The 17,514-nt window shown below is 50.6% G+C and carries 15 protein-coding genes; 9 read left to right on the forward strand and 6 right to left on the reverse strand.

All coding sequences use genetic code 11. The annotated features are described in order from the left end of the window. Positions 1-822 precede the first annotated feature (822 nt). The 3 genes from BK816_RS09280 (at position 823) to BK816_RS02395 (ending at position 4,988) form a co-directional block, all read left to right on the forward strand. Positions 823-2,127 (forward strand): SIR2 family protein, encoded by a 1,305-nt coding sequence (locus BK816_RS09280; RefSeq protein WP_071163755.1) that lies wholly within the window; start codon positions 823-825, stop codon positions 2,125-2,127. Beyond that, positions 2,120-4,105, forward strand: a complete 1,986-nt coding sequence (locus BK816_RS02390; protein ID WP_071163756.1) for an ATP-binding protein — start codon at positions 2,120-2,122, stop codon at positions 4,103-4,105. The genes BK816_RS09280 and BK816_RS02390 overlap by 8 nt, the downstream gene beginning before the upstream one ends. 184 nt (positions 4,106-4,289) lie before the next feature. Then, the gene (locus BK816_RS02395; protein ID WP_071163757.1) at positions 4,290-4,988 is read left to right on the forward strand and encodes a recombinase zinc ribbon domain-containing protein; all 699 of its coding nucleotides are present in this window, start codon (positions 4,290-4,292) and stop codon (positions 4,986-4,988) included. 485 nt (positions 4,989-5,473) lie between these two features. Here the strand turns inward: BK816_RS02395 and BK816_RS02400 are convergent, their stop codons facing one another. Together BK816_RS02400 and BK816_RS02405 are read right to left on the reverse strand one after the other, a co-directional pair. After that, on the reverse strand, positions 5,474-6,094 hold the full coding sequence (locus BK816_RS02400; protein ID WP_071163758.1) for a DUF1643 domain-containing protein: 621 nt from the start codon (positions 6,092-6,094) through the stop codon (positions 5,474-5,476). Between the two features lie 246 nt (positions 6,095-6,340). Continuing rightward, positions 6,341-9,388 carry an IdeS/Mac family cysteine endopeptidase gene (locus BK816_RS02405; RefSeq protein ID WP_071163759.1) on the reverse strand — a complete coding sequence of 1,016 codons (3,048 nt, stop codon included), beginning with the start codon at positions 9,386-9,388 and terminating at the stop codon, positions 6,341-6,343. A 239-nt stretch (positions 9,389-9,627) separates the two neighbouring features. Here BK816_RS02405 and BK816_RS02410 point away from each other — a divergent pair, with 239 nt between their 5' ends. The 5 genes from BK816_RS02410 to BK816_RS02435 all read left to right on the forward strand — a co-directional run bounded on the left by BK816_RS02410 (position 9,628) and on the right by BK816_RS02435 (position 13,290). Beyond that, complete coding sequence (locus BK816_RS02410) at positions 9,628-10,668, forward strand: S66 family peptidase (RefSeq protein ID WP_071163760.1); 1,041 nt, start codon at positions 9,628-9,630, stop codon at positions 10,666-10,668. 103 nt (positions 10,669-10,771) lie between these two features. After that, entirely contained in the window at positions 10,772-11,104 is a 333-nt protein-coding gene (locus BK816_RS02415) for an ArsR/SmtB family transcription factor (RefSeq protein ID WP_071163761.1), read from the forward strand. Then, the gene (locus BK816_RS02420) at positions 11,088-11,411 is read left to right on the forward strand and encodes a hypothetical protein (RefSeq protein ID WP_071163762.1); all 324 of its coding nucleotides are present in this window, start codon (positions 11,088-11,090) and stop codon (positions 11,409-11,411) included. Before BK816_RS02415 ends, BK816_RS02420 begins: the two co-directional genes overlap by 17 nt. Positions 11,412-11,908: 497 nt before the next feature. Next, positions 11,909-12,106, forward strand: coding sequence for a hypothetical protein (locus BK816_RS02430; protein WP_071163764.1), 198 nt, complete (start codon positions 11,909-11,911; stop codon positions 12,104-12,106). Positions 12,107-12,174: 68 nt separating this feature from the next. Further along, positions 12,175-13,290: a hypothetical protein gene (locus tag BK816_RS02435; RefSeq protein WP_071163765.1), complete on the forward strand. Its 1,116-nt coding sequence runs from the start codon at positions 12,175-12,177 to the stop codon at positions 13,288-13,290. A gap of 3 nt (positions 13,291-13,293) precedes the next feature. Here BK816_RS02435 and BK816_RS02440 read toward each other — a convergent pair whose 3' ends face one another. From BK816_RS02440 to BK816_RS02455, 4 genes are all read right to left on the reverse strand, one after another. Further along, a complete protein-coding gene (locus BK816_RS02440) occupies positions 13,294-13,863 on the reverse strand; it encodes a GNAT family N-acetyltransferase (RefSeq protein WP_083379006.1) in 570 nt (189 codons plus the stop codon). Positions 13,864-13,867: 4 nt separating this feature from the next. Beyond that, positions 13,868-14,578, reverse strand: coding sequence for an SDR family NAD(P)-dependent oxidoreductase (locus tag BK816_RS02445; RefSeq protein WP_204377201.1), 711 nt, complete (start codon positions 14,576-14,578; stop codon positions 13,868-13,870). An 83-nt stretch (positions 14,579-14,661) separates the two neighbouring features. Next, positions 14,662-15,627, reverse strand: a complete 966-nt coding sequence (locus BK816_RS02450; protein ID WP_083379226.1) for a cation diffusion facilitator family transporter — start codon at positions 15,625-15,627, stop codon at positions 14,662-14,664. Between the two features lie 101 nt (positions 15,628-15,728). Then, entirely contained in the window at positions 15,729-16,979 is a 1,251-nt protein-coding gene (locus BK816_RS02455) for a class I SAM-dependent methyltransferase (protein WP_071163766.1), read from the reverse strand. 211 nt (positions 16,980-17,190) lie between these two features. On the opposite strand from BK816_RS02455, the gene groES reads away from it, so the two are divergent. Next, positions 17,191-17,487 (forward strand): co-chaperone GroES, encoded by a 297-nt coding sequence (gene groES, locus BK816_RS02460; protein ID WP_071163767.1) that lies wholly within the window; start codon positions 17,191-17,193, stop codon positions 17,485-17,487. Positions 17,488-17,514 lie beyond the last annotated feature (27 nt).

Here is a 17,514-nt window from a genome sequence, read left to right on the forward strand (position 1 = left end):
GGTTTGGATACAATCCAAGCCAGCATCTTTTTTCATGCCCGAAGGTGGGTTTTCCCTTGCAAATGCTTGGTTTTGTGGGAGAGCTGGGCCACGATCTTCACCTGGTATTGAGAAGTGGAAAATGGATAACATTTTCATCCGCAGCGATCTAGCCGGGAACATCAAACCCGACAAAGAGAAGAACGTTGAGAAAATCGACAGGGTCGTCACCACAATCATGGGCCTAGACCGCTCGATTAGATGCGGGACTGACTCGGCGGGGTTTGGAGCATCCGGGCACGGATTCGTCATCCAGCGCGGGCATGGGAGTCATGGCAGTCCCCTTCGGCGATTCTGGGAATGCGGGCAAGCTCACTGTATTCTAAGAGGGAATGAAGTACATGCCGATTCGGGTTCGTCCGGAGCAGGCGCAGTTCTTGGAGACCCGCAAATTTCAGATCAACGAGATCGCCCGTATCTTTCGCAAACCATTAGCAATCTAGAAACCAGAAAACCGACAGCTCAGAGCAAGGAAAGCATTATCAGAAACCAAACGCCGAGATCGCACAGGCGGAGGGTAAAATCGCTGCCATGGGAACATTACCTGCTATCTAGGAAACAAAGGTGCCCAAGATTTTTTAGAAGCCATTTGGGTTACGCTCGTCGACAGCCTGATTCAATTGATGTAATATGAAGAATGTTCTCGACGGCGCCCAGAGAGTGGATCGGGTCGGAGCAGAGGGAGCATACTATGTGCAAGTTTCCAGACTGGACTTTTTGTGATCAACGTGGTCACGGCGATGTGAGCGCCGCGCGGTCACGGGCTGGCCAGGAGGCTGGGAAATGACCTCGGTGTGTATCAATGGCACGCTACAACAGCCTGTTCCTGAAGCCCAATCCCATCAGATTACCCCGGTGCGGCTGCGTACTATCGTTGAATCTGCACATCTCAACTTCCTTATCGGTGCTGGTACATCTAGCTCTTACTTCGTTGCTTTGGGTAACATCGAGGACGCCCTTACGCAGGTTACCGATTCACAGGCTTCGCAAGCTGTTAAGGCACTCGTTCGCGCTTCAATCCAGGCGTACTTCTTTGAACGGGTTCTCGCTCCTAATACAAAGATTATTGAACGTGATGAATCAGCGGAGGGAATTCTCCGATCATATGCACGCTTCATTCGTACGCTAAATCGCATCTTGTTACGCAGGCGGAGCACCCTCCTGTCGAAGCAAGTGAACATATTCACAACCAACGTGGATATGTTGTTCGAAGTGGCTATGGAGGAAAGTGGAATTGACTACTCTGACGGATTCAGCGGCAAGATCCGACCCAAATTTAACCTCGGTGACTTCAGCACGCTCCGCTTCCGCACGGGCAGCCGATACGAGCATAGATTCGAGGTCCCTGTATTCAACCTCATTAAGATCCATGGATCGGCTGCTTGGCGCCAGCATCAGAGTGAAAATCGAAAAACGGATATTTTCTTTGATCATTCTCTTGATCTCGTGCGCGAGGTAGCGGCACACTTCGAGGAAGCAAAAAGTTATCTAATCCCAGTTCTTGTCGATCCTCAGCCTGAAGATCAGGGGCCGACTATCCGTCCGATAGATGACCTAATTGCTGACGCGGTCCAGCGATTAGGAGGCGCGGACAAGGAGCCTCTGGAAGTTGCGGGCTTTGCGGCAGTGTATAACAAACTTGGAATCGTCAATCCAGACAAGCGCAAGTTTGCGACTACCGTGTTGAATGAGACCTACTACGAGCTGATTCGCCGATTGGCTAATGAACTCGAAAAAGAGAACAGTGTTCTGTTTGTCCATGGCTTCTCATTTAGAGATGAACACCTCCGCGACATTGTACTACGAGCGGCCCGAACAAACCCCACCCTACAGATCATCGTTTTCTGCTATTCCCGTGAAGGGCTCGAATCGTACGAGCAGCTCTTACCGGATGTCGAGCTCAAGAATGGTAACATTGAATTTGTTACCCCAGCTGAGCCAGCCAGAGGTGAAAAAGAACGAAAGATTACCCTCGATGTGCTCGAATCCGATTACTTCGCATCGATCGTTCCCGACAAGACCCCCGACCCTGACCAACGGATCGAAATCGATATTAGTACCCCTCCTGCGGAGACATCCAATGATTGAGGACATCATGCTTGACCAGGATGCCGTGTTCCGAGTCGGCCGAGTGGTGTCTGTAGATGGTAGGCGCGTGCGCATAGCCGTCGATAAGCTCAAGAACGGGTCGCATCTCCTGTACCGCGGTAGCCTAGTACGAAACGTTGCCGTTTCAAGTTACGTGAAAATCGTCAAGGGCTTCGTTGATTTGATAGCGAAAGTCGATGGTGAGGTTGTCGAAGAGGATCGCAGCACCACATCGACATACCGTCGGGGTGTAGACACATTATCCCGTCAACTCAATGTGAGTCTTTTAGGCTATATTGAAGGTGGGCGCTTTGAGCGGGGAGTTCGTGAGATGCCACTCATCGACAACGAGTGCTTCATACTCACCGCAGAGGAATTTGATCTTATTCATACCTTTGTTTCTGACAGTGATGAGCCGTTGGTGATCGGCACACTGGCGGTGGAACCAACCCAATCCGTTGCCGTCGGGGTTAACGCGATTTTTGCTAGTCACGTCGGAATCTTCGGAAACACGGGAAGCGGCAAGTCGTACACACTCGCGAAGCTCTACCACGAACTTTTCGAGAAGTATGGAGATATTGGAACGTTTCGTCAGAGGTCCCAGTTCGTTTTGATTGACTTTAATGGTGAGTACGTCAACCGGACCGACGAGTCTGACGGATACGCAACAGCAGTGATTGCCGGTGATGACGTGAAGCAGGTTTATGATCTGTCGACTTATGATGATCGCGGTGACCGTCTTCCTCTGCCAAAAGCTGCTGTGTATGATCCGGTGTTCTGGACGGTGCTGCTTGATGCGACCGAGAAGACACAGGCGCCCTTTATTGCGCGCGTGTTGAAGAGCGACTACTGGGATGCCCTACTTCCAAACTCTGATACGCTCCTCGATGTTATAGGCGACCTTGTCGTACGAGCGACAAAGAGCAATGATGCAACGATCGATCGGCAACTTCCCGTCAACTTTTTAGAGGAGATCGAGGAGTGTCTTGGTAATGGTGTTGATCATCAGGCACTTTCTGTACTGATACAAGATATGAAAGACCATCTCCACTACCACAGCAAAAACCATGACTTTTTCTGGAGCTCGTCTGATAGTACACAAAAAATTTGGGCTAATGATGATGTTTGGAGTGATTTTATAAAAAATAAGGTCACTGTAACCCAGCAGGATTTTTCTTCGGTTAGGGATGTTGATCTTGTGCGCTTCAAGTTGGTGCTTCAGTATTATCGCGACGTGATCAGCGGATTTGCGAATCGAGAACACCTTGGTCCGATGATGAAGCGCATGAGTGAGCGCGTGCCAAGTATCAAGCGGCTTGTCACGGTGTCTGATGACGCTCTCACAAGGATGCCTTTAACTGTTGTGTCGCTGCGGAACGTTAACCTTGCTATGCGTAAGGTCCTCCCCATGATCGTTTGTAAACATCTCTACGACGAAAAGAAACGATCAGATCCTCGTGGTCAGAAATATCTCAATCTGATTATCGATGAAGCGCATAATATATTGTCCTCGCAGTCCTCTCGTGAGAGCGAAGCTTGGAGGGACTATCGCTTGGAGACGTTTGAAGAGATTGTCAAGGAAGGTCGCAAGTTTGGCGTTTTCTTGACTATCGCTAGCCAGCGCCCTCATGACATTTCTGAGACTATCGTCTCGCAATTGCACAACTATTTTCTCCATAGATTGGTGAATAATCTTGATGTTCATGCAATCGAAAAGGCAGTTGCGTACCTCGATCGAGTATCGTTTGAATCGCTTCCAATACTGCCAACGGGAACTACTGTTCTTGCAGGGGTCTCTGTTCAAGTTCCAGTCGTGGTGAAAATCGGTCAGCTTCCGCCAGCTGCTGCCCCGAACAGTCGCACCATGTCGGTAGTGGATGAATGGCTTTCGCCGCTATTGCCTGAGCCGATTGATGATGATCTGCCGGACGAACAGAAACGGAATGGTGACATCTCGGCAGTTGAATTCCCATTCTGACCTTACTGGTTTGAATAGAGAGTTCTCTCGAGTCGCCCTCGTGTCGACAGGTTATGGAGCAAGTCGCTACAGGATGATGCGTTGCAAGTACAAAGAGATTGATGCCTCCGTTGCCGATAGGAGATATCCGGTGATGAAGTTGTGATTCGCTCTGGTGTTTATTTTCCGCTAACGGAATAAAACATTGGACGAATCATTAAAGGGCGATGCGCTACTGCAAAAGACCTACACCGCCGACTTCCTGACCAAAACCATCAAACCCAACAACGGCCAGATCGCCCAGTACTACGTCCACGCCAACCATGAGGCCATCATTGCCCCTGACGTGTGGGAGTTAGTGCAAGCAAAACTTGCCTACCACGCCAAAGACGCCACTTCATACAAGCACCCGTTTTGCGGGCGGGTGATCTGCGGACAATGCGGTAGTGCCTATGGGTGCAAGGTGTGGCATTCGGGAACCAAATACCAAAAACACATTTGGCGCTGCTGCGCCAAGTACGAGAAAAACACCCGTTGTAAAACCGCGCACGTGTCCGAAGAAGACATCCAAGGAGCCTTTACGCAAGCAGTAACCAGCCGCTACGCCACCACCAAAGGTGTACAAAGCTCACTGGACTTGATTGAGAAGAAACTGCTGGCTATTGATGAGCTAAAAACCCGTCGGCAGAAAAGCCAGGTTAACCTTGAGCAAGTTCAGTCACGACTTAGCCAGCTGATCACTCTGGCCACTCACCACGCCATCAGCGCCGGCGAATACGACCAGCAATACTACCAACTGGAAAGCGAGAGGGCAGAGCAAGAACAGCGCTACCAAGAACTGAGTGCAGAGATTGCCTGGGCGAAGGAGAAAATCGCTGCCGCCAAAACATCGCCCACTACCTAGAAAATCAAGGCACCCTCCAATACTCAGAGGCCGCCTGGCTCACCCTCATCGACCACGCCACCATCCATGCCGACGGCATCATCACCATCACTTTCAAGGACGAAAACTAAGTCGAGGTCGACAGAACACGGCCGTTAACATTTGCCCCAAACTAACCTCACCTACTAGCGGTGAGGTGGAATGATCTTTGCTGCGACGCTGCACCCAACTGCACCCACTAAACCAGGTTGTGCGCCCACTTGAACTGGATTTGCACCCACGCCACGCACAACTGCACCCACAGTGGGGAAAATGCACCCAGCAGGCCCCTTGTATCATTCGCTGACACTAAAAACCATCGCTCCCAGCATTGGTTCTGTTAATGCTGGGAGATTTTTATTTATCGTTTGGCTTGGGCTGGGTCCAAGTCGGCAGTTTTCCTGGTTTTAGTGCTGCGTTTGTCCCGTCTAAAGGAAAAATTTGGCAGTTATGATGGCAAAAGATGGTCAGAACTGTTCTAGCATTTCTTTCACATCTATTAGTTCCATTTTTTGATAATACGTTGACCTCGGATGGCAAAAAGTTCCGGTGGGTAATAGGGCTGCTTCCACCTTGCAATCTTTCCTGATCGAATCTAGGAAAGTCGGTTTTAGTTTGCAGATCGCGTAGGGTTTCCATGGGAATTTATCATCGCCAAGTTTGCCCCAGGCGATTTGGACGCAATGAGCTTCGGGTAGAACTGTTTCAAAAATTTGTTTTGAAATTTCAAGTGAAGCTAGTAATTTTTCCCTTACCTCGTCCTCAACGAGGTTTTTAAATTCTTCGAGTTTACCAATCTTGGGCGCTAAGTTGATCAGGGTAATGGTTCGCCAGTCTCGAGGAACATCATCTTCATTTAGCGGGAAACGTTTAAGAATCGTTCGTGTGGTTGTGTCCCCTTTTCCTTCATTGCTTAATTTCGTAGCAGTAGAAGGGTTAATCATGATGAACACGAGATTTTCTGTCTTATTTTCATTGATTTTGCTACGTAGGAACCATCTTTGATCGTAATCTTCTGGTTTCTGTGGGTAAACGAGTTTCCCATTCTTCCATGCTGCGGTGAAGGCCTCTACCGATAATTCTTCCATCTCTACGCTCCTTAGGGGTCCAGAAAAATAGAGTGTTTTCTTGGGCATATTTTATCCTGTCAAAGAAATGAAATGCCTAGTGAGAAGCTGAATTATCTCAAGATGATTGTTAGTTGCAGCAGAGTTTGGTAAATGATGATTCGTTGGGAACACCGAGACGTTTCACGGCCCGGTTGGGATACTTCGGCTAAATGGAAGGAGGCAGTTAGGTTGATTCCTAACTGCCCCCAATCATTGTCCTTTTAATCAGCAATCAGTCTTTGCTTGGTTGTTGATCAGGCGGTAGATGAAAGTGACCATAGCGTCTCGGTTAACGTGGTTTAGTGGTCGGTAGGTTTGATCGGCCCATCCGGTGGAAACACCGGAGGCCCAGATCCAACGCATTGCCTTACCATGCAAACCATTGACGTCAACATCCTTCAGTGGCACCTTGACATTATCAAGCTTGAGGTTTTGGGGGCGAACCGCCGGCGAAACGACGTCGGAGTACTCGCTGGCAAAACGCATCAGGAATGCAGCCATAGCATCGCGGGTAACCATCTCATTTGGGCGGAAAGTGCCATCAGCCCAACCAGTGGAAATGCCGGTGGATTCCATCCAAGCAATCTGACGAGCGAATGGGTGGTTAGCAGAAACATCGGTGAAACCAACATGATTGGATTTGACCTGTGGGCTACCAGCCAAACGGTAGAGGAAAGCAGCCATATCCTGACGCTTGGTGCCGTTTAATGGACGGAAAGTATTATCGGCCCAACCAGTAGTGATGCCATTGGAACGAGCCCAGTAAACCTCAGGCGAGAGCCACTGATTCAGAGGCACGTCCTCGAAAAGGCGAGCCTCAACCTGGGGAGCTATAGCCACATTGAATGGGAAGCACTGCTTGGCAGGTGTCGGTTGCTGTGGCGCTGGTTTAGCCGGAGCTGGCGTCGGTTTAGCTGGAGCCGGAGTTGGCTTAACCGGCTTTGCTGGTGCTGGTTTGACCGGTGCCGGCTTGGTAGGTGCCGGTTTAGGAGTAACTGGAGCAGGAGCCGGTTTGACCGGAGCAGGCTTTACCGGAGGAAGCGGCTTTGGAGTCGGCTTCGGATCAGGCAATACCGGAGTCGGTTCGGGCTTAGGCTGCACAGGTGCAGGTTTAACCGGGGGCACTGGGGTCGGCTTAGGCTGCACAGGTGCAGGTTTAACCGGCGGCTTGGGGGTCGGGGTAGGCCGTGGATCTGGCTTTACCGGTGGTTTTGGTGCTGGCTTGACTGGTTTTGCCGGAGCCGGTTTTACCGGTGGTTTCGGCGCAGGAGTCGGCTCAACTGAAGGCTGCGGAACTGGTACCGGTTTCACCGGGGGCACTGGAGTTGGCTTTGGTGCTGGCTTAGGTAGAACCGGTTTAGGTTCCGGCTGTGGCTTTGGAGGTACTGGAGAAACAGGGGTTTCAACAGTAGGCTCAGCCGAAGGCATTGGAACTGGTTCTGCGGTCGGCTCCTTGGTCGGTTCCACTGAAGGTTCCGAAGTGGGAACCACAGGTACCGGTGTGGGTTCAGCTGTTGCTTCGACAGTCGGTTCAACCGATGGTTCCGGAGTTGCCTCTACGGTAGGTTCTGCCGTTGCTTCCTTAGTTGGTTCGGGCGCAGGTGCAGGCTCTGCGGTAGGTTCAGTCGAAGGCTCCGGGGTTGCTTCAACAGTAGCCTCTACCGTTGGTTCCTTTGTCGGCTCCAAGCTAGGTGCTGGAGTGGGCACAACCGGGGTAGGGGTTGGTTCCAAGGTTGGCTCAACAGATGGTTCCACGGTTGGCGCCGGAGTGGGCTCAACGGTAGGTTCCTTAGTTGGTTCGGCCGTTGGCGCCGGAGTCGGCTCGACAGTTGGTTCCTTGGTTGGCTCTGGAGCAGGAACAACCGGGGCTGGAGTAGGCTCGGCAGTCTGCTCGGGTGTAGGTTCCTTCGTTGGCTCCGGCGTTGCAGGCTTTTTATTGCCTAGCACAGTTACCCGGGCTGTCTTTGCTACCTCTTGTCCAAAGTTATCTACATATTTAATGGTGTAGGTGCCCGGAACGTTCTGGTTAAAGCCACCATTGTCACGAACCTTAAAGGTCACCTTAGGTAGCTGCTCGCGAGCCCAATCATCCCAAACCTTTCGGCCAAGATCGAGAGAGTTTACTGCCGAGATACCTGGTGAAGATGACTGAGGATTTTCGAGTTCATAGTTGATATCAGCATAGATTGAGCGACCGTCGTCAGAGCTCAAAACCTTAAGTCGCGTCATCAAAGAAGTGGTTTGATACGCCTTGTTGTTCGTGTCGCTGTCAGTGTAGTAAATGTAATCAACTAGCTGATTCTCATTAACCTCGGCACCCCACAAGGTAACTGCATGGCGATAACCGCCAGAGTATACAAGTTCAAAACCAATCGAACGGTGATTCTTCATCGCATCGATCACGAAATCAGAGAACTGTTTGAGCGCATTTGAACGAGGGAACTTAATGTAGTTAGTCAGTGGGGTAGCACTTGCCATCGATGACGTGTTGAATGCCTTGCCAAAGAATCCCTTAAAGTTTTTTCCAAACTCTTCATCCTTAAAAGGAGCATTCACTGCCGCAGTTTTTTCGCCGGTGATAAACCACTGATTGCCACCAGTAGGATCACCCGGTTTATCAACAAAATGTTCCGAATAGTAGTCCAAGATCTGTTGGTAATCTTGCTCATTGTAGCCGTCAGTCAGATAGTGCCCAGGCATCAGTTCCTTAGAGGCATCTGGATAAGTCTTAAAGTATTTATCGACAAACGGTCGATTCTGCTTAATCCACCACATCAGTTGATTGGCGCTAGTGGCCTTCCAGCAAGCTACGTCATCAGTGCCACCACTACCATAGGGGCGAAGCGACTCTCGATAGTGCTTATTGGCGTCATACCAGCCACTATCAGGAGTCCAACGAAGGTAATCTACGTCGAAATAGTTATACCATTGCCCAGCCGGGGGATTTTCAAACTTATTGGGTGAAAGGGCCGGCACATCCGCAGGATTACCAAGCTTTGGAATGTTGGTGCCATAGGTGGTTAGTACGTTCGGAAAGCTAAACTCTTCAGGTGCCAACTCTCCCGGTAAACCAGTCTCCACCTTCGCACTGATCAAGGAAGTAAGATCGAGATCCTGTCCTTGTTTAATGGTGGCATTTTGCACCGTTGCCTCATAAGGGGGAGCGGCGTGCTCGGCAGAAGTAGGTGCGGCGCTCGCCAAAGAGGTGACCAGCAAAGAGGAGGCACCCACCATCGCAAAGGTGGCAACAACAAGTCTGGATAGCTTCGACATTCGGCTAAATCCCATCAGTTCGGAAACAAAAATCGTGACCTGAAATAAAACAAAATCATGGGGAAACGTATTCCCCCAAAAGTGTGTTCCAACAGGACGCTCCAAAATCGCACTATATCAGAAAAAGCCATGTAACTAACATGCTAATGTGACCAAGCAGCTATCTGCTTTCGCCTCTCAAATTGAAACACCACGAGGGCGATAAAACGCTCTAAGCCTAACCCCTCTAAAATGAAGGCATGGCTCATCAACTGCTCAAACCAACCCCGCTAAAACCCGGCGACAAAGTGGCGATCCTTTCACCTGCTTGGTCTGCGCCCTCGTACTTTCCGCAAATCCACCGTCAAGCCATGGAACGGGTTGAAAAACTACTTGGATTAGAGCCAGTCGAATACCCCACCACCAGTAAAATGGGGGCCAGCCCAAAGGAACGAGCCGAGGACGTCAACGCTGCTTTTGCCGACCCAGAAATTAGAGCCATCTTCACCACCATCGGGGGAGATGACGAAATCACCGTCACCCCACACCTTGACTCGCAGTTACCCAAAGCAGACCCCAAGCCATTCTTCGGCTACTCCGATAACACCAACATCTCGAACTGGCTCTGGCAAAACGGAGTAGGGAGCTACTATGGCGGTTCCACCATGGTGCACCTCGGACCTGCACAAGTCGACGAAGAACACTTGACCACTCTCAAAGCTGCGCTATTTGCCGAGGGCGACCTACAACTGCCTATCCCCACCGAATCGGAAGACTTCGGGCACGACTGGTCCAGCCCAGCCGCGCTAGATCAGCCCTACCCAAGAACCCCATCACCCAAACTCGAATTCCTCGCCTCCGACGAAAAAGTTCGAGGCGCAACCTGGGGCGGCTGCCTCGAAGTAATCGACCAACTAGCCCTCGCCGACCGGCTACCAAGTGCCGAACAAATCGAAGGGAAAATCCTCCTCTTTGAAACCTCCGAAATCATTCCTCCGCCCGAATATGTCGGACGCTGGATCCGCGCCCTCGGCCAGCGAGGATACCTCGACGCTGCCAGTGCACTCGCTTTCGCACAACCAGTCGTAGCTGACCGAGACAACCCCATGCCACCAGAAATCCTCGCCGCCAAACACGAGGCCTACGTGGAATACCTGCTAGCCAACATCGCCCCATACCGCAGTGACCTACTGGTTTGCCTCAACCTGCCATTCGGACACACCAGACCCCAACTAGTCCTCCCATACGGCGGCGAAATCACCCTCGACCCGAAAACAGAAACCGTCACCGCTCACTACTAAACCCAAGTAATACCAGCCTTAAATCCAAAGGCGGAACTCTTTCTGACAAACTGATATATAAAGAAACTTGTATATAAATCTTTTTTGATATAAACTTTCTTTTATGAGTGAAGATCAGACGAAGCGCGATGCCCACGCCCAGCGTGAATGTGCGCCGGTAGTGCCATTGTTTAAAGCTATGGCGCATCCGATGCGGGCGGCGATCGTGCATCGTTTGGTTGCCGGTCCAGCTGATGTTTCCCAACTGGTCGCACTCTTGGAAGAATCACAACCGCTGGTTTCGCACCACTTGAAAGTCCTACGGGAAGCCCATTTGGTGAGAATCAATCGCGTAGGTCGAAACTCGAACTACGAACTAATTGACGAACATGTGGCGCACATTTTCCTCGATGCGCTCAAACATACCAAGGAACACAATCATGACTGTAAACACTGAACACACCCCAGCTGAAAAGCACAACCACACCCACGGTCCAGGCTGTGGTCACGAAGCTCGTGTCCACGGTGACCATGTTGACTACTTGCACGACGGTCACGCACACCGCGAAGACGGTGGCCACTACGATGAGTGCACCACCTGCGTATGTGGTGACTGCGATGATGTTTGCGCTGCTTGCGAGTGTGATGGTTGCACCTGCCCAACCTGCAACCATGAAACCTGCCAGTGTGAACACTGCGACGACATTTGCAACAACTGCGTCTGTGTTGACTGCACTTGCCCAACCTGCACCCACGCAGCCTGAGGTGCAAAAAGACTAGAATTTTAGGGGTGAGAGCCAAAATGGCTCCCACCCCTAAAATTTAAGCCCCTCAAAATGTGATAGAATACACTAAATGCTGGTTAAAGGTGACCAGCCTAAAACTGAGTGGGAGGTGCCAAGATGCACGAAAAATGGACTTTCTACGGGAAACGACAACCCAGAACTCTGGTGTTCATTGCTTGGCTCTTAATTTTTGGGTTCCTACCAGTGCGATTCATAGCCGAACGCATGGTAGACACTGGATACCTACTAATTCTGTACTACACCATTCCTGCTGGACTAGTAGTGGGACTACTCGCCTTCAAATTAAAAAGCAAATTAGTCCTAACCTTAGGGATAATGCTCCTTTTCACCTATGTGCTACTAATTCTTCTATATGGAGTCAACACTCCCGCTTGTCATTAAGCATTAGATCAGATTCTGATAAATGACGATCAGATCCCTAACTACAGCTTCTATGAACTCAGTGAAAGGCCGCCATGGGACGTAAAAGAAAGAAAAAATCTGGATCGATTTGGCTGACCTGGATCGCCCTCGGATTAATATTTGTCTCGCTTCTTTTAGAAACTGTAGTTTTTCTGCTGGTAGACGGCAACTGGCCACTTTGGGCTGGATTAGTAATGCAGATTATCGCCATCTTGATATTCGCTTACCAAGGAAAGCAAGAAAAAGCTTAAACTTAGTGTGCCAGCTTAGAAAACTTCTTGGATTAAGCAGCTGAAGAGCTAACGCGAAAGGGAAATAGATGAAAAAGCGGTGGTTTATAGTTGTAACCACAATTTGTGCACTTACTCTTTCGGGCTGCGGTGAATCACGAGAAGGAAAAGAGAATCGAAAACAACTTCAAGCACTCATAGATCAGTATTCAGACATCGTCCAAGGGGAAGTGTTAAAGCCTGAACGGCAAAAGCATCCGGATGAAACTCATATTCGACTACGGATACTCCCAGAGGCGCCAAATGATGATAGAACTAATCGGCAACTGGTGAAACTCATTCAAGAACTAGATGAAAATAGAAACTGGGTTTCTTGGAGTGATAATATGGAGGTAATCACCCCTGAAAATGCATTACTTAAATTAGCTGACGGGGTGACTTCTAAGCCTTTACCAGAAAACTGGCAAGCGATACGAAATCTCGCGACCTACCTGCCTAATATCCAAGCTTTCGTTAGTAATGTCAGCTTAGGTTTTGATACGAAGAACATTCTGAAGGCTTCTCAACAGTGGCTTAACATGCTAAAAAGCGATAAAGAGGTAGGTTTTCCTGTATTTGAGGTTGACAGTAAATATTTCATCGGTCGAATATTATTTGAAAAAGGTTCAGTATCGCCTGCACGCAGGAAAAATGAGATAGTCCAACTACAAACTTGGCGTGATGTCAGGCAAAAGCTTCCTCGAAATTTACTTCTGGAGTATAAGTCAGACTATTACCAGTACTACGATTCCGCACAGATGTGGACTATCGACTCCACCGAAGAATACGAAAAGGGACGGCCCGTAGCACCCAAATTTGATGAAAAAGGGAAGAAGCTACGATCCGATATAAATAACAACATCCCTCCCGCTCTGGTAGCTAAAATCTGTCAAGAAATCGCCCAGAAAATTTCCGATCAAAATATTTCTGGGGATCCACAAATGTGTGGCTCACTGTACCGGGAATACACAGACAAATTTGAAAATCAAACTAGGTACTACTGGTGGCTAAAAAATCATAATTTAGAGTTTATGGTCGCCTTTAGGGACGTAGGGGAGACGGTAATGCCGCGCTTGCCCAAACACAACCCGAAATTCTTTGGCGACCAACGAGTTCCACTCGACGTGCCAGGAGCATTTACCCAAGACCTAGATTGGGCCGACTGAAAATCATAATCTCTTGACCATGTCGCGATGCCAAATTCCCGCATCTAAATATCGGCTAGAACCTTCAAGTTCATAGCCTAATCCTCGATAAAAACCGATCGCATGCTCCTGAGACGAAAGCTGTAAAGTGACCGATTGCCCTTGCGGGGACAACGCTCGGGCAGCATTTTCGAAGGCAAACATTACTGCGCGACCATAGCCCCGCCCTCGATTTTTCGCTAAAACTGCCACCCGACCAAGATGGAAAGAAGCCGCCCCATCCTGCAGCAGCCGGCCCACAGCTAAAACTTGATTGGCTTGATTTTCCACCCAAACATGAGTCGTGCTCTCAAGCGGATCGCGACCATCAATTTCCAACTCTGGTGGTACACCTTGCTCTTTTACAAACACTTCGTACCGCACCGCCATCACCCGAGCAAAACGGGACGCAAACTCTGCCTCTTCGATCGCGGGCCCAGCTAAGCTAAAAGCACGCAGTACTCCGTCTTCCCCAGAGGAGACCCCCTTGCTCTCATAGGGGAGCAGAAGTGCAACCTGCTCGGGAAGAAAGCTAAATTCGACTAGTTTCGTCAAAAACTCACACCTGATCTGCTGGCATGATCAACATGGAATCAATATTCACATGCTTCGGCAACGAAGCCACCCAACGTACCGCCTCGGCCACGTCCTCGGCCTGCAAATTAAGATGACCCTCGTAAACCTTAGCCGCGCGCTGCCGGTCACCCTTAAAACGATTTACCGAAAACTCAGTTTCGACTCGACCTGGGTCAATCTCGCAAACACGCAAAGGCTGGTCGGCAGTCTCCAAACGCAAAACTCGGCTCATCGCGGCGACCCCATGCTTAGCCGCATTGTAGCCAGCCCCGCCCACATAAGGGACCCGTCCCGCAATCGAACCAATATTAATCACCAGCCCATTGCGCTCCAATAAAGCAGGCAAAAACGCTTTGGTTACGCGCAAAGTCCCCAACACATTCGTGTCATACATCCACTGCCAGTCAGCCAAATCCGCCTCGGCCACACTATCGAGGCCGAGGGCGCCACCCGCATTATTCACCAACAAATCACAGTCACCCACTTCGGCGGCAAAACGCGCAACCGAATCATCATCGGTGACATCCAAGAACAGCGCCTGACCATCAACCTCTGCAGCAATTCGCTCCAACAGTTCCAAGCGTCGAGCCGCCAAAACCACCTGCCAACCATCAGCCGCCAAAGCCCGGGCACAGGCTTCGCCAATCCCGGCAGAAGCACCAGTAATAACTGCTTTTCTCATCTTCGAAGTCATAACAAAATGGTAGTACACAAAACCGGACAAGCTAAACTTGCTCAGCAATATGCGCAAGCTAGGCTACCGGCCACCGCTAGGGCCTAATGGCGAATCTCCTCATGCGCCTCGTGAGCCACCGGCTCAAGCTGGAAGGTCGTATGAGCCAAAGCAACCGGATGATGATGACGGGCACAAGCCTCCAACTGATGCAGGACCCGTGACTGCTCCGTCATGGTTTGGGCACTAGTGCCAATATGGGCCGTCAGGGCGTAGGTGCCGGTTTGGATAGTCGAAATATGCAAATCGTGAACAGTTTCCACGCCATCGACTTCTAATAAATGTTGGCGGATTGACGGTAAATCAAGTTCAGAAGGAGTCGCCTCCAACAAAATGGCCACCGCATTCTTTAGCAGCAAACCCGCCCTCGGCACCATTAACACCACAATGATCAAAGAAGCCCAAGAGTCCGCCTGATTCCACCCCAAAGTCCACGCAAAAATTGCGGCGATAATAACTGCCAGGGAACCGAAGGCATCATTTGCCACCTCTAAAAAAGCGGCTTTCATATTTAATGACTCATGGCGTCCACCTGCCAAAATTGCCAGCGAAATTGCGTTCGCCAGCAAGCCGATGACACCAATGATCAGCATCGGTTTAGGAAGCAACGGCTCAGGCTGCCAGAAACGCACAATCGCCTCCCAGGCCACCAAAAAACTAATCACAATCAACATGCCAGCCTGCAAAGCCGCCGCCAACACCTCACTGCGAGCCAGACCCCAAGTAAAACGATCGCTACGCGGGCGAGTCATCAAATGCGCTGCCACCAAAGCCACAATCAAACCAGACGAATCCACTGCCATGTGGCCCGCGTCAGCAGCCAAGGCCAAGGATTCGGTAAAAACCGCACCCAAAAGCTCCGCCACCAAAATCAAGATCGTCACCAACAAAGCCGCCCACAGTCGTTTGCGAGACGAGGTGGCATGAGAATGATTGTGTCCGTGATGAGCTGAAGCGGATGGTTTTTCTGCGTCATGATTGCTGGTATCTGCAGCAGAAAAATGAGACATCAAAACCCCCCGAAATGCGGATAAAAAAGACATGAATATTCTACCGCGCCACCAAGGCGAAAAACTACGGCCTGTGGTCAAAACGCCACTCGCAGCTAAAGCTACTGGCTCACCTTTTTCGCCAAAATCCCTAACCGCTGGGTAGCCAAACGCGCCGCAAACAAAACACCCGGCTGGCCGGAAGGAACAAACTTTACCCACTTGCGCACAGTAGTTGCCGGAAGCTCAACCCCGCGGGCATAAACCTCTAAGCTACTAAACTCCGCTTCCGACACTGCCTTGGCCACCTGCTTGCGGTGCAACGGCACCGAAGTAGACACCTCAAACACTTGGGCAGCAGCAAACAAACGCTCCCGCGCCGGAATGCCAGCCGGGGGCAAAATATCAGTAGTCAAAAAAGCGATCTGTGGATCGAGTAAACGCAAGTCGAACTCGTCTGCTAAAGCCGCTAAAAGTCCGGAGCGGACCAAAGCGCCGTTTGGCTCCAAGATAAACCGTCCCAAGTCACCGCACGGAGCTGGGCGCACCGGGCCATTCGCGCCCTCGGATAGCGGATCGGAAAAAGTGAAGGACTGATCTTCCACGAAAACCTGCGCCACCCTTCCTGGAATCGGCGCCAAATCTTTCGTCCAAATACAAGCCTCAACCACATTTTGCCCTACCGATACAAACTCAGTTAGCGAAGTGGGTGGCAAGAACTTGTAATCAATCCCGGGCGCCACCTTGATACCTGCGGGATAGTCCGCTGCCCAAGAAAGAGCGGTCGAGAGTGGGGGAGACCAATCTTCTGGATTCATCAGGCGTTTGCCACCCAAACGCCTTGCCGGATCTGCAAACACCGCTTGCAATGAAGCGGGCGGAGAAGCCAAAAAATCTTCAGCCAAGCCCTGCAAAACCTGCACTTGGGAATGCTCCCGCAAGTTAAATGCCGCCCAACTTGCAGTAAGCGGATCCAACTCCACCGCAAAAACGGACAGTCCCTCCCGGGCCAAAAACTGCGATTCTGTTCCGAGGGCGCAACCAAGATCAGCCACCTGGCTAAAGCCCGCTTCGGCAAAACGCTGAGCATGATGGCGTGCCACCACCGTTTGGGTCGCCTGTTCCAAACCATCATTAGTGAAAAACCAATCCTGAGCGATTGGACCCAACTTCTTTATAGCCCGCTGTCGTAAAGACCATTGCGATAGTGCGGACGCAATCAAGTTAGGAGAAAAGTTTTTTGCCCGCAGTTTTTCGGAAGCCACCAGCGGATTCGCCAACTCGTCCTCGGTAAGTAAAAGTGGCAGCTGATTTGTCAGCTCCAGCAATTGCTCTTGCTTGGGAGATAAAGGCGGGGGAGGAGGAAGGCTCATGCGGATATTTTAACCGTCATCACTAGCAATATTCGCCATCGGCTAACCCAGACCCACATTTTGGCACTCGCCTTGCGTGAGTGCTAACTAAGGGGCTAATCTGTTTCTGTTGAAAGTCCGGCTTACGAGCCAGACTGGTTGAACGTCAATGACCCCCGCGACGGCATTAACGTTCAGAGCAAGAACCAATCACAAAAGTGAGGAAAAGAAAATGGCATTGAGCATCAAGCCGTTGGAAGACCGTGTGGTCGTAGCCCAGCTAGAAGCTGAAACCACCACCGCTTCCGGCCTAGTCATTCCCGACACCGCCAAAGAAAAGCCACAAGAAGGCAAAGTTATCGCAGTTGGCCCAGGCCGCATCGATGACAAGGGCAACCGCGTCCCCATGGACGTTGCCGAAGGCGACGTAGTCATCTACTCTAAGTACGGTGGCACCGAAGTCAAGTACGCTGGCCAGGAATACCTAATCCTCTCGGCTCGCGACATCTTGGCCGTAGTAGAACGCTGAGAAAGCAAACAAGCAAAATAAAAATCC

It is taken from the genome of Boudabousia tangfeifanii (assembly GCF_001856685.1).
GTDB lineage: Bacteria > Actinomycetota > Actinomycetes > Actinomycetales > Actinomycetaceae > Boudabousia > Boudabousia tangfeifanii.